The organism is Occallatibacter riparius, assembly GCF_025264625.1.
GTDB lineage: Bacteria > Acidobacteriota > Terriglobia > Terriglobales > Acidobacteriaceae > Telmatobacter > Telmatobacter riparius.
Genome location: NZ_CP093313.1, coordinates 5,348,010 through 5,361,534, shown reverse-complemented (window position 1 = coordinate 5,361,534; position 13,525 = coordinate 5,348,010). Strand labels below are relative to the sequence as shown.

9 protein-coding genes are annotated in these 13,525 nt (G+C 59.5%); 8 read left to right on the top strand and 1 reads right to left on the bottom strand.

The window, feature by feature from the left end; all coding sequences use genetic code 11:
- Window positions 1-57: 57 nt before the first annotated feature.
- Window positions 58-726: a hypothetical protein gene (locus MOP44_RS21905; RefSeq protein ID WP_260792535.1), complete on the top strand. Its 669-nt coding sequence runs from the start codon at window positions 58-60 to the stop codon at window positions 724-726.
- Between the two features lie 2 nt (window positions 727-728).
- On the opposite strand, the gene MOP44_RS21900 is transcribed toward MOP44_RS21905, so the two are convergent.
- Window positions 729-1,583, bottom strand: coding sequence for a hypothetical protein (locus MOP44_RS21900; protein ID WP_260792534.1), 855 nt, complete (start codon window positions 1,581-1,583; stop codon window positions 729-731).
- A 386-nt stretch (window positions 1,584-1,969) separates the two neighbouring features.
- Between MOP44_RS21900 and MOP44_RS21895 the strand changes: the two genes are divergently transcribed.
- The 7 genes from MOP44_RS21895 to MOP44_RS21865 all read left to right on the top strand — a co-directional run bounded on the left by MOP44_RS21895 (window position 1,970) and on the right by MOP44_RS21865 (window position 13,383).
- The gene (locus MOP44_RS21895; RefSeq protein ID WP_260792533.1) at window positions 1,970-2,374 is read left to right on the top strand and encodes a bactofilin family protein; all 405 of its coding nucleotides are present in this window, start codon (window positions 1,970-1,972) and stop codon (window positions 2,372-2,374) included.
- An 82-nt stretch (window positions 2,375-2,456) separates the two neighbouring features.
- Entirely contained in the window at window positions 2,457-3,101 is a 645-nt protein-coding gene (locus tag MOP44_RS21890) for a class I SAM-dependent methyltransferase (RefSeq protein WP_260792532.1), read from the top strand.
- A gap of 103 nt (window positions 3,102-3,204) precedes the next feature.
- A complete protein-coding gene (locus MOP44_RS21885) occupies window positions 3,205-6,981 on the top strand; it encodes a hypothetical protein (RefSeq protein ID WP_260792531.1) in 3,777 nt (1,258 codons plus the stop codon).
- Between the two features lie 456 nt (window positions 6,982-7,437).
- Complete coding sequence (locus tag MOP44_RS21880) at window positions 7,438-8,787, top strand: TolC family protein (protein ID WP_260792530.1); 1,350 nt, start codon at window positions 7,438-7,440, stop codon at window positions 8,785-8,787.
- Window positions 8,784-9,908 (top strand): efflux RND transporter periplasmic adaptor subunit, encoded by a 1,125-nt coding sequence (locus MOP44_RS21875; protein WP_260792529.1) that lies wholly within the window; start codon window positions 8,784-8,786, stop codon window positions 9,906-9,908. The genes MOP44_RS21880 and MOP44_RS21875 overlap by 4 nt, the downstream gene beginning before the upstream one ends.
- A complete protein-coding gene (locus MOP44_RS21870; RefSeq protein ID WP_260792528.1) occupies window positions 9,905-13,159 on the top strand; it encodes an efflux RND transporter permease subunit in 3,255 nt (1,084 codons plus the stop codon). Before MOP44_RS21875 ends, MOP44_RS21870 begins: the two co-directional genes overlap by 4 nt.
- Window positions 13,156-13,383 (top strand): YgaP family membrane protein, encoded by a 228-nt coding sequence (locus MOP44_RS21865; RefSeq protein WP_260792527.1) that lies wholly within the window; start codon window positions 13,156-13,158, stop codon window positions 13,381-13,383. Before MOP44_RS21870 ends, MOP44_RS21865 begins: the two co-directional genes overlap by 4 nt.
- The last annotated feature ends 142 nt before the right edge of the window (window positions 13,384-13,525 follow it).

The window sequence follows — 13,525 nt, the reverse complement described above, 5'->3', positions numbered from 1 at the left end:
CACGATCTAAGTCCCGTAGGGACGATGCTGCGAGCCTCGCCGTCATACAATCGCCCCATGCGAAACTGGCTGGCTTTACTCGCCGTGGCATCTACCCTCGCCCCCTTGCAGGCGCAGGAACAGAAGCCCCTCGCCGACGCTGGCACCGTCACTTGCGACAGTCCGGTTCCCAAAGGCCAAATGAGCTCGTGGATCACTTCCAGCAGCGGCTTCTCCGCTGCTGTCGAACTCCGCCAGCGCATCACCGGAACCGGGCCGAAGCGCAATTGCCGGGCCACGTGGGTCCTGCACGTCCGCAAGGAAGGTGAGAAATCGCACGCCATCGAAGTCGCGGAAAACGACGCCTCTCCAGAAGCCGGTGAATGGTTTCAGGAGAACTCCTTCGAGATCGAAGCTTGGTCAACAGATGGCAACCAGATCCTTGCAGCGCAGATCGAGGCGGAAGGCGACGCGAGCGAAACCACGCCCATCATCTACGACTTCATCTCCAACAGCAATCGCAGAATAGACCTCCGGCCGGTCTTCGATCAGATGACCCCGGCCAACTGCTACATCGTGTTCTATCCATTTCGGTTCGACGACTCCGGGAATCTGGTGATCCACGCCATGTCGACCGACGACGACCGCGAGGAGGGCACCCCCGCCTGCTTCCCCGAGAGCGACTGGCGTTACGATCTTCGCACCAACACCATCAGCCGCATGCGCCCGCAACCACCCAAGCCCTAACCTCACCGCCCCGCCGGCGCAACCTGACCCGCGGCCCCCGCCCGCAGCAGCGCAATCCCCCCGCGATAATCCAGCCCTGCCGGTACCGGCGAAAAATGCGACTCCTCTTCCGTCGTCTCAAACTGTTTCGTCCGTATCAGCACCCGCGCCGACATGTTCATCTGGAACCGCACCACGCGCCACACACCTTCGCCCACGTCGGCACTATCCATATTGATCCAGCCACCCTTGTAGAGCCGCCCCAGCACGCCCCAGCCAAACTCCACGTCCTTCTCAAGCGTCGCATGCAGGTGCATCACCCTCACCTGCACCGGATCGATCCAGATCTCCCCAGTCAACGCCGTCAGCACCTCGGTCTCCAGGTCCGGCGGCTCAAAGCTCGGATTCGGCGTAAACGTAAACTTCGCGGCGCCCCCCGGGCCTGCCGTCACCGTGCCCGCATATTGATAGATGAACGCATCCGGCAGCGCACGCAGCACCTTGAGGGCTCTCTCGGTGTCTTCTTCCTGGCTCTGTTTCCGGTGCCTCTGCTTCCCAGGATCAGCCAGCAATCCATCCAGCCTCTGCTGCTCCTTCTTCGCATCCGAGTCGCTCGGCGGCAGATCATTCACCTTCCGCAGCATCGCCACGGAACCATCCCGAGTCTCCAGAATTTCCTTGGTCGTCGTCAGCCGCGGACTCGTCTTGCGCAGCTCAAACCGCATCGGGTGCGACCTGTCCTGCGCCGCGTTCAACTCCGCCGCCAGCGCCCGCCGCACCAGCTCCGTCCCCTGCAGCGGAGACACAGGTACGCTCTGGCCCAACGCGGCCACCGAGACAGCCACCCACAACGGAATCAGCTTCAGACCTGTGCGCAACCCTGAGACCTGTGGACCTCCAAACCGGCTCCTGGCATCTGCCGGTGTTTTCGCGTCCACGTACATCAGTCCGTCGCAAACGCGCTCAACAAAGTGAGATCTGGCCCGCCGTAATGTCACCGCTCAGGCCCCAAAAGAGGAGCCTGAAAATTCAGCCAGCTAGTCACAATACGCTCTGAATTAGACGTCTCTGTCGCGCATTCCGATGCGAAGTTTGTAGTTGAATGGCTGTCTTGAGTATAGTTCGGGCAGAGCCCCAACGACGTGGCCTTCGCTGTCCGGAAACGGAATTTCCCTGCAACCGCGCCACACGTCAGCTCCTCAACAAGCAACAGGACTACACTGGACTTAAGATTCCAATTCCACCGCCCGGAAGGAACCGAAACATGGCCGTTGACAATGGTGCTGCCCGGATCGGCAAATCGATCGTTATCCGCGGTGAAGTAAAAGGTGGCGAAGACCTCATCATCGATGGACGCGTCGAAGGAACCGTCCAGCTCGCCGAAAACCGCCTCACCGTGGGCCCCAATGCCGACGTGGCCGCCGATCTCTCCGCGCGCGACGTGCTCGTCCTCGGCAAGGTCCAGGGCAACATCAACGCCTCCGGCCGCGTCGAGCTCCGCGCCGGCTGCCAGCTCGTCGGCGACATTCGCGCCAACCGCCTCATGGTCGAAGACAACGCCGGCGTCCGCGGCAAGGTCGATCTCTCCCCGAACGCCAAGTCCACCGACACAGTATCCGGAGCCGCGTCGCAGGCCGCCGAAACCACCCCGGCCGGAACCGTCTCCTAAACAGGCAAAACCGTCAGACTGTTAGCTTTTCCGAACGATCCGGCGGCACCCCCTCCCCGTCGCCGGAAAGGGTCTTAGATCGATGATGCGTTGGTTAGAAAAGAAGCAGAACGCCCCCACCTCCGGATCAGCCCCCTCAGGGCCGCGCTTCACGCGCTACTCCGGCGGATGGTCCACCCTTCGCAAGCGCCTCCACTCTGAGCCCGGCCTCCGCGTCATCGACACCGGCGCCACCTCCCCCACGAACATCAACTACCTCACCTCCATCGGCCACTCCGTCTACATGGCCGATCTCGTCCACGATGCCTACTCCGGCGACTGGCAGCGCGGCGCCGACGAAGACGGCAACACAATCTGGGACGTCGACGGCTTCCTCGATTCCAGCTTCAATTTCTCCGGCAAAAAGTTCGACATCGTCCTGCTCTGGACCACGCTCGACTACCTGCCCGAAGCCCTGGTCGCCCCCGTCGTCAACCGCCTCTACGACTCCATGAACCCCGGCGGCTCCGTCCTGGCCTTCTTCCACACCAAGACGCAGGGCCCCATGACCGAGCACAACCGCTTCCACGTCACCCCGACAGACGAAGTAGAGGTGCAGCCCGGCGAGCCCCATCCCATCCAGCGAGCCTTCACCAACCGCTCCATCGAGAAGCTATTCACAGGCTGGTCCGGCCACCGCCAGTTCTTAGCCAAGGACGCCCTCTCCGAAGTCATCATGACCCGCTAGAGCAGTTAGATAGGTGTATCCGCGGCGAAAACATAGTGGACTAGCTGTTTGGAGCATGGCAAGAAAATCCGCTCCCAGCTAGTTATCATGTTGGCGGATACCTATGTTCGACATCACTGGGGAAGAAATCTCACATCTCTCAGATGAAGACCTCCGGGAGTTGATCGGCCGCTTGTGCGAGGCCGAGTTGCGACAGAACTGTCTTTCTACGCTTGCTGTGACCTGGGGAGGAAATCAAAACGCTCCAGACGGTGGCATTGACGTCCGAGTGGCCACGACGGCTGGCGTCCCTCCGACCAGCGCGTTTATTAGCTCTAACGTCGGCTATCAGGTTAAAGCGGAGGACATGCCGCGAAGCAGAATCCTGTCCGAAATGCGACCGGATGGCTCCCTGAGAGCTGCGATCCGCAAGTTGGCCGACCTTTCTGGTGCATACATCATTGTTAGCTCTAAAGCATCGGTGTCCGACTCAGCTTTGGACGACCGAAAGAACGCGATGCGGGATGCTATCGCGGACCTCCCGAACGCAAGCGACCTAAAAATCGACTTCTACGATGGGACGCGGATTGCGACTTGGGTGCGGGAACATCCTGGTATGGTCGCATGGACGCGAGAGCGGCTCGGCCGTGTACTCTCCGGCTGGCGCCCGTACGGGGATTGGGCTGGCTCGAACGAGGGCGTCGAAGCCGCCTATCTTTTCGACGATGAACTTCGGATTCAGGGCCCGGACTTGATTGGGCAAACCGTCTCGGCGATCGAGGGTATAAACCTCTTACGAAATATTCTTCGGTGCGAGCACGGCGTGGTTCGGCTCGTTGGGCTTTCAGGCACCGGGAAGACGCGGCTTGCACAAGCGCTGTTCGACCATCGGATCGGGGAAAACAGCTTGAACCCGGAATCGGCAATTTACACCGACGTCTCGGCAAACCCGGAACCGCAACCAGTAGCGCTGGCTACAGACTTGGTTGCGCAGAGCCGGCGACAGGTGTTGGTGATCGACAACTGTACACCAGATCTTCACAGGCGTCTTTCGGAGATATGCCAGTCGGAACAAAGCAAGGTTAACCTTCTCACGATTGAATACGATGTGCAGGACGATCAGCCCGAGGGAACAGACGTTTTCGAACTACAGCCTTCCTCAAGTGAACTGATTGAAAAGCTGTTGTTGCGCAGAGTCCCCGAAATTTCGCAGGTGAACGCCAACTCGATTGCCACTTTCGCCGGCGGTAACGCCCGGGTCGCTCTAGCCTTGGCAAGCACGGTGGAACGTGGAGAATCCGTAGCCTCTCTGAGAAATGCCGAGTTGTTTGAGCGCCTGTTCCGGCAGCGGCAGCAATCGAACAGTTCACTTTTGGTTTCAGCGCAAGCCTGCTCTTTGCCGTTTTCATTTCAAGGCGAAGACACTTCCGACAAGACTGACTCAGAATTGCCTAAGCTGGCATCGGTTGTGGGTAAAGACGTGGGTTCGCTTTTCGCCGACGTTGCAGAGTTGAAAAGGCGAGACCTCATTCAGGAGCGCGGCGTTTGGAGGGCCGTATTGCCTCACGCCATAGCGAATCGCCTTGCGGCGCTCGCGCTAGAAAACATACCTCCGGAGAACCTGCGAGTCCTGTTTGCGACAGCACCTCCACGTTTACTCAGGTCCATTTCTCGTCGTCTGGGATACCTTCACACAAGCATCGCAGCCCAACGGATCGTCCGCGAGTGGCTTTTCGATCATGGAAGACTGGGTCGCGTTGAGGAACTTAGCGAACTCGGGATTGCTATGCTCACGAACGTTGCTCCAGTCGATCCCGTTGGGGTGCTGGATACTATCGAGCGAGCGGTCCAACGGCAGCGGGAACTGGGTGCACAGTTGAAAGGGGAACAATTTCGAACACTCCTTGTTTCTTTGGCATTCGAGAGCAAGTTCTTCGACCGTGCAGTGAACTTGATCTTGGACCTAATTGAGTTCGAGGAACCCGGCAGGTACGCGAACCAGGTCCGCAACAGCTTCCCATCACTTTTTCACCTGTACCTTTCAGGCACTCATGCCACAGTAGAGCAACGAATCCACGTAATCGATGGCCTATTGTTGTCAAACAGCCCAACGCGCCAGGAACTGGGGTTTGCTTCTCTTGATGCGATGCTCAAGTCATCCCATTTCACGTCTTTTCATCGGTTCGACTTTGGAGGCCGTCCCCGCGATTATGGTTATTTTCCGAGGACACGAGAAGATCTCCTGAATTGGTTCAGGGCGGCGCTCAATCTTTGCGCTACTCACGACGGTCGAGATACTGTGACCTCTTCTAAGATCCGAACGATCGTCAGTCAGAACTTACAGGGATTGTGGGACATCGAGATGTTCGACGAAATTGAGGCGGTTTGCCGCGAGTTCCGCGAAAGGCGCTTTTGGCCGGAGGGCTGGATAGCCATTCGAAGGATCCGGCGCTTTCGACACGACCCCCTACCTGAAGATGAGCAGGTGAGGATCTTGGCAATCGAACATGCAATCGCCCCAGAATCCCTTCTCGAACATGTCCGTGCACAAGTGCTTCGTCGCGGCCGGGCAGCCTATGAGGATATTGATTGGCGAGATCACGAGGCCCAGTTTGCCCGCCAAGAACTAAATCTGATTGAGCTTGGAAAGATTGTTGCTACCGAAGCGGCAACCCTCGATGAAGTAATGCCGGAACTGCTCTCATGCAGCGCGACGACTACGTTGGGTCCCTTTGCGAAGGGGCTTGTAGATGGGGACGATGACCGGCGGGGAATGTGGGACAGATTGATCCAGGGGTTCATGCGAGTTGATCCGACGATTCGGTCTACCGAACTCCTCGAATCGTACTTGTTCAACTTGCAGAAGGTCGATCGGGATCTCGTCGAAACGTTTCTGCAGGATGCAATGCAAAGGCCGGAACTCTCTGAGTGGTTTCCCAGACTGCAAGCGCGGGTCGTGATCTCCAGGCTGGGAGTTCTACGCCTCAAGCAATCACTTTTGGATGGGCGTGCTCACGTAGATAGCTTTCGCAGTCTGGCGTACTACGGCGATTTGGAAGATGCCGCGATCCTTCAGTTGGTTCCCTTGCTCCTGAACCTGGACGGTGGTTTCTGGGTTGCGGTGGACATCGTATCACTGCGCCTTCCGCAAATCCGAAACAAAAAGGAAACTCCATCGCCGGAACTCCTCGCAACAGGCCGGCTGATTGCAGACGCGTTCGATTTCAACACGAGAGGCCATCACGATGAATATGAGCTACAGCAAGTGTTCGAAGCATGTTTGTCATCTCGGGAAGGTATTCCCGTGGTCGAACGGATGCTGGAGCGCCTTAAGGCAAAGCATGCACGGTTCGGGCTCAGCCTTATTTTGGAAGATCACATGCTCGGAGCGCTGGTGGCAGCGCAGCCTCTCCTAGTTCTGAATACTTTTTTTGCTTCAGACGCGGCCATGAAGCGAGCAGTCAGGCCGCTCATCGGGCACTACGACCACGTCGGGTCGCCCTTTGATCGAGTACCTCCTCGGGTACTGCTTCCGTGGTGCGATGAGGATCCTGTTTATCGTTATCCGCTCGCAGCTTCAATCATCAAAGCCTTCGATACTTCCCGTCCCGCTAACAAGCCACAATGGAACGACATCGCTCTCGCACTATTGGAGCGATGCCCGGATAAAACCGAGGTTCTGGAACGATTCATCCGCCAGCTCGAGCCGATGGGTTGGGTCGGCTCCAGGGGTGCCGCATGGCAGGCCAATTTGCAGCTACTTGACGAGTTCCAGGATCACCCCGACGCTGCTTTTGCGGCGTTCGCGCGGGGCGAACGGGAGAGGCTGAGAAAATTTGTAGATGATCTAAGACGAGAGGAATTGGAATCGGAGAGGCGGCAGAACGAGACATTCGAGTAGGCGAACCTCTTGATCGTCCGAGCCCTGACCAGTGACAGCAATCACAGACCCGGCCCCGTGAACGCGCTAACCTACAATTCGCGTAGCGCTCTGTCCAGGCCGCGCAGCTTCTGTAAGAAAAACGGAAGGGTTACTAGAAAATTAGCTACCCCTCCCCCTGTTTTTACTTCTCCCTATATTCGCCTTTTCGGGCGAAAAAGTCGATCAACTGATTGCCATTAAATAAGTTATACGCGATTCCAAAATCTGGATTTCCACAGGGCGATCAAAAAGCGAACGAAGCCAAAACGTTACATCCGAGTAAACAGTCCCCGCGCCATTCGCAATGACCGTCTGCGCCTAAAGGTCTCCGAACAAAACTCCCATCACGCGTCCAAATCCGCTTCGCACCCGATGTAATGAATGCGCCTCTCGTTGACTTTCCTCTGATGAATGCTCAAAAGGAAAGCTCGAACGATGAGATGGTTTCCCAGGATTGTCGTCTGGCTCATACTCGCAATCTTCATAGGGATCGAAACTGCCGCAGCACAGGAGCCGCTCACGCTTCGGCAGGCGATCCAGCAGGCTCTGAAGCAGAATCCTGACGCTGATCTGGCCCGCGCCGGAACGCAGGAAGCCAAAGCAGGCGCGTCGCTCGCCCGCACCCAGTTCCTGCCCCAGGTCAACTTCACTGAAGACATGTCGCGGGGCAATGATCCCGTTTACGTCTTCGGCACCAAGCTGCGCCAACAGCGATTCACCGCGGCCGACTTCAACCTGAACGCCCTCAATCGTCCCGAACCAATCGGCAATTTCGCCACGCGGATCTCCGGCGGCTGGCAGGCGTTCGACTCCTTTCGCACCCAAAAATTGATCCACAGTGCCGACCTGATGCGATCGAGCGCAGAGACCTCGGCCAAAGCGGTCGATCAGAAGATCGTCTTCGATGTCGTCCAGTCCTATCAGGACGTGCTGTACGCCGAGCGGCAGGTTGCCGTGGCGCAGCACGAACTGGAAACCGCGCAATCCCTGCTCAGTTCAGTGGACGATCGCGTGAAAGCGGGGCTGGCGGTGGAGTCGGACCGCATCTCCGCCCAGGTGAACGAGGCCGCAATGAAGCAGGGCCTGATCGCAGCACAGGGCGAACTCGACCTCTCGTGGGCGCGCTTGCGGCTTGCGATGGGCGCCCCCGAATTGCCGCAATCCAAATTGCAGGCAATCGAAGCGAAAGCGTTCGCAGAAAACTCTCTCGAGGAGGAACTGCAAACCGCCGCGAAAACCCGGCCCGATCTGGCCGCGCTCGGCAAGGCGCAGTCGGCGCAGGGACTGGCCGTCAGCGCGGCGAAGATGTCGTACGGCCCGCGCGTGAATGCCTACGGCAATTGGGAAGACGATCACGGCCTGGACTCCGGCGGCAACAACTGGGTGGCCGGCGTTCAGGTGAGCATCGACATCCTGCCCTTCAGCAAACGCGCCCAACTTGCGAGGGAGACCGCGGCCAAGGCCCGCATCGACGCGCAGTTGAACTCCTATCAGCAGCAGGTACGCCTTCAGGTGAGCCAGGCGCACATTCAGCGCCAGACAGCGAAGCAATCGCTCGATACCGCGAAAGCAGCCATCGATCAGGCGACCGAGAGCCTGCGCATCCTCACCAACCGGTATAACGCCGGACTCGCCACCATCACGGATCTACTCCGCGGCGAAGATGCGGAACGGCAGGCCCAGGCAAACTACTGGCGCGCGGTTTACGGCAACGCGGTGGCGTATGCAGGAACACTTTTTGCAACCGGGACTCTGACTCCCGAGGCGGCGGAGGAATTGCAATGAAACTACTTTGGTCAGGCCTTCTATTGGCGGCCGGCGCCGCGACGCTCGCCGGCTGCAATTCAAGCGAGCCTTCTCGCCCTGTCGCGGTTCAGACGGTGCAGGCGCGCGTGGTGGAAAGCCATCAGCAGCAGACGGCCTTGACGGTCCGCTCCACCGGTACGCTGCACGCGCGACAGAGCGCGACAATCTCCGCGCAAGTTGTCGGACGCATCCAGCAGATTCTCGTTCGCCAGGGCGACGTGGTACGCGCCGGTCAAACTCTAGCGGTCCTGGACGACGCCACTCTGAAGGCCTCGGTGGACCAGGCGCAAGCGTCCATCAAAGCCGCGGAAAATCAGCAGGCCGCTGCGCAAACCAACGCGGAATTAGCTGCAAGCACGCTGGCGCGCTACAAACAGCTTCAGGCGCAGAAGAGCGTAAGCCCGCAAGAGCTCGACGAGATCTCCCGGCGCGCCGAAGGCTCTTCCGCGCAAGTAGAAGTCGCGCGCGCGCAGGTCACGGCAGCAAAAGCCCAGGAGACCGGAGCCCGAGCCATGCTGGGCTACACGCGCATCACGGCTCCTTTCGCTGGAGTAGTGACGGCCCGCATGGCCGACCCCGGCGCGTTGGCCGCCCCGGGCGTGCCGCTGCTGCAGATTGACAGCGCCGGCCCCCTCGAGTTGCAGACGACGGTCGACGAGTCCGCCATCGCCTCCGTGCGGCTCGGCATGAAACTCAACGTCACCGTAGACTCCGCACCGTCTCTGGACCCTGCAGGCACCGTAAGCGAAATCGTTCCCGCGGCTGATCCGGCCAGTCACAGCTTCCTCGTCAAAGTCGATCTTCCGTCTTCGCCTCAACTTCGCGCGGGCATGTATGCCACAGCCGCCATTCCAACGGGCTCCCGTCAAGCGACCTTCGTGCCGCGCTCGGCAGTCGTTCTTCGCGGCTCGCTCTCGTGCGCTTACATCCTCGACAGCAACGGCATCGCCCAACTTCGATATGTGACTCTCGGCGCGCAACAGGGCGACCTGGTGGAGGTCCTGTCGGGCATTTCCGCCGGCGACAAACTGGTCGACGAGCCCGGCGATCGCGACTTGGCTGGCAAGCGGATTGAGTCGGCCGCAGGGGTGCGGTCATGAAGACCTCCGGCACTGCAGGCCTGGGCCTGGCGGGGCGCCTCGCCCACGCGTTCCTCAATTCCAAGCTGACGCCGCTCTTTGTCGTGGCCTCGCTCGCACTCGGAATCCTCTCCGTTATCGTCATACCGCGCGAAGAGGATCCGCAGATCCTGGTCCCCATGCTCGACATCGCCACCGCTATGCCTGGCGCATCGCCTGCCGAAGTGGAAGAGCGGGTCACGCTCCCCATCGAGCGCCTCGTGCACCAGATCCCTGGTGTCGAGTACGTCTACTCCACATCCAGCCCCGGCATGAGTCTGGTCATCGTGCGCTTCCTCGTTGGCACCCCGCAGGAAGATGCGCTGATCAAGGTCTACAGCAAGCTCTACTCGAATTTCGATCAGATACCGCCCGGCATCACGCAGCCCATCATCAAGGCGCGATCCATAGACGACGTTCCCATCCTTTCGCTGACGCTGTGGGGCGAACACTACAACGGCTGCCAACTGCGCGCGATTGCGGATGAGATTCAGCACAACCTGCAGCAGATTCCAGACGTATCGGAGAGCAACGTCATCGGCGGTCTCCCCCGCACCATGCGCGTCATGCTGAATACCGCGAAGCTCAATGCATACGGGCAGTCTCCTCTGGCCATCGTCGGCCGCCTGCAGGCCGCCAATGCCAGCCTGCAGGCAGGCAGCTTCGCTGAGAACAACCGCGAAATCCGCATCGATGCCGGCAATTTGTTTACAAGCCGGCAGGATCTCGAGTCCGTGGTAGTTGCGGTCGATCACGGCCGCCCGGTCTACCTGCGCGACGTTGCCGATCAGATCATTGACGGGCCTTCCGACCCCGCGAATTACGTGCTCTTTGGGACGACCAACGCGACTGCCGGAGCGAAAGCGCCGCAGCAGTTTCCCGCCGTCTCAATCACGCTTGCCAAGCGCAAGGGAACCAACGCGACCGACATCGCCAATGCGGCGCTCAAGCGCATCGATGAAATGAAGGGCGTGCAGATTCCCAACGACGTGAACGTCACCACAACGCGAAACTACGGAGACACGGCAAAAGCCAAGTCAGACGAGCTCCTCGAGCATCTTCTTCTGGCCACCCTCTCCGTTACGTTGCTCATCGCCTTGTTTCTCGGATGGCGCGAGTCCGGTGTGGTACTCCTGGCTATACCGGTCACGCTCGCGCTGACCATGTCCATCTTCTACTTCCTCGGCTACACCATTAATCGAGTCACGCTGTTCGCTCTCATCTTCAGCATCGGCATTCTGGTTGACGACGCCATCGTCGTGGTCGAAAACATCGTGCGCCATTTCCGGCTAAAAGAGAATCAGCATCGGTCCCCCAGCGACATCACCGTCGAGGCCGTAGCTGAAGTGGGAAATCCCACTATCCTCGCTACCTTCGCGGTCATCGCGGCAGTGCTGCCCATGGCGTTTGTTCGCGGCCTCATGGGTCCGTATATGCGGCCCATTCCGGTCGGCTCCTCCGCCGCAATGATCTTTTCACTGATCGTGGCGTTCGTGGTGTCGCCCTGGGCAGCCATGCGCCTGCTAGGAAAGCACCTTGGTGGGGCTCATCTGCTCGAGCCGGAACACGAGAACTGGCGCACCCGGATCTACCGCAAGGTAATGGCTCCTCTCATTGCCTCCGCGCGTAACCGCCTGCTGTTTTTTGTGGCGGTGATCGGCTTGCTCCTTCTCTCCGCGGCGCTGGTCCCTTGGGGAGCTGTCCGCGTAAAAATGCTGCCCTTTGACAACAAGAGCGAACTTCAGGTAGTCATCAACATGCCTGACGGAACGCCTCTGGAGCAGACGCTCGCCGTGACCCAGGCACTCGGCACTGAGCTATCGAAACTGCCAGACGTGCTGAATTATCAGCTCTACGCAGGCACGTCCGGTCCTTTCAACTTCAACGGACTTGTGCGCCACTACTACATGCGGCGCATGCCAAACCAGGCAGACATCCAGGTCAACTTTGTCCCCGCGGGGCAGCGCAAAGAACAGAGCCACGCCATTGCCCGCCGGCTTCGCCCGCTGCTGGTTGCCATCGGCAATCAGTATGGAGCGCGCATCCAGGTGAGCGAGGTGCCGCCCGGCCCGCCGGTCATTCAAACCCTGGTCGCGGAAGTGTACGGTCCGGATCTCGATGGGCAGACGCGCGTCGCGCAGCAGATCAAGTCCATCTTTCAGCACACGCCAGGAGTTGTAGACACTGACTGGTATGTTGAGGACCCGCAGCCACGGCTCGCTGTTCAGGTGGACAGCGTAAAGGCTGCGCAACACGGTATCGCCGTGGCAGATGTGGCCAAGGCGCTCGCGCTCGCAACCTCGGGAATGGAAGTGGGACTGGTCCACGATCCCAATGCGCGCGAGCCAATCCCCGCTACTGTGCAACTCACCCGCGCAGACCGTTCTTCCGAGCAGGCGCTGCAAGATATGCATCTGCCTGCAGCGGATGGAACGATGGTGTCGCTCCGCGAGCTTGTTACTGTGGAGCACGACACGATCCAGCGCAGCATCTATCACAAGAACCTGCGGCGCGTTGTCTATGTCACGGGCGACGTAGCCGGCGCGGAAGAGAGCCCGGTCTACGCCATCCTGAAGATGAACAAAGACCTCGACCAGCTCAAGCTTCCCGCTGGCTACACACTCGCGCGCTACAACGCGAATATGCCGGAATCAACCGATCACTACTCCATGAAGTGGGATGGCGAATGGCATATCACCATCGAAGTGTTCCGCGATCTCGGCTTGGCGTTCGCGACCGTCCTGCTTCTCATCTACGTGCTCGTTGTGGGATGGTTCCGCTCCTTCGTCGTGCCGCTGATCATCATGGCGCCCATTCCGTTGACGCTGATCGGCATTCTGCCGGCACACGCGATCATGGGAGCCTTCTTCACCGCCACATCGATGATCGGGTTCATCGCCGGCGCCGGAATCATTGTGCGCAATTCCATCATCCTCGTCGACTTCATCGAACTGCGCCGCGCACAGGGAGCGCCCCTCGCCGACGCCGTGATTGATGCGGGCGCCATCCGCTTCCGGCCTATGTTGCTGACCGCCGCCGCAGTGGTAGTCGGCGCCAGCGTCATCCTTACCGACCCCATCTTCCAGGGCCTTGCCGTATCGCTGATGGCGGGAGCAATCGCGTCCACCTTCCTCTCGTGGCCGACCATTCCCATCCTTTACTACATGGTCCATCGCAAAGCCGAAACCGCGGTGGCCTCCGAAACCAAAGCATATGAAGGAGTGGCTCAATGACCGTTGAACGTGCACTGCGCCTGATGGCCGGAGTGATGGTGCTCCTGTCCGTTGCTCTCACTTACTACGTCTCTCATTACTGGATGTGGCTGACCGTGTTCATCGGCCTCAACCTTCTGCAATCGGCGTTCACCAACTGGTGCCCGGCAATGGCGATTCTGCGCGCCGTCGGCCTGAAAGACGCCGTCTGCGCCGTTTCCCCGGTAGAGCAGCTCCACAAGTGAGACGATGAATGGCCCGCACAAGCAAGGCTCGCACCTCTTCTCCTCCTGCCGTGGAACACGCACCCGCGGCAGGCCGAGCGCTGCAAGTGCGCAAAGCAAATCACCTCAAAGATGAGGTCTACCGCGAGATGTTGCGGCTTGA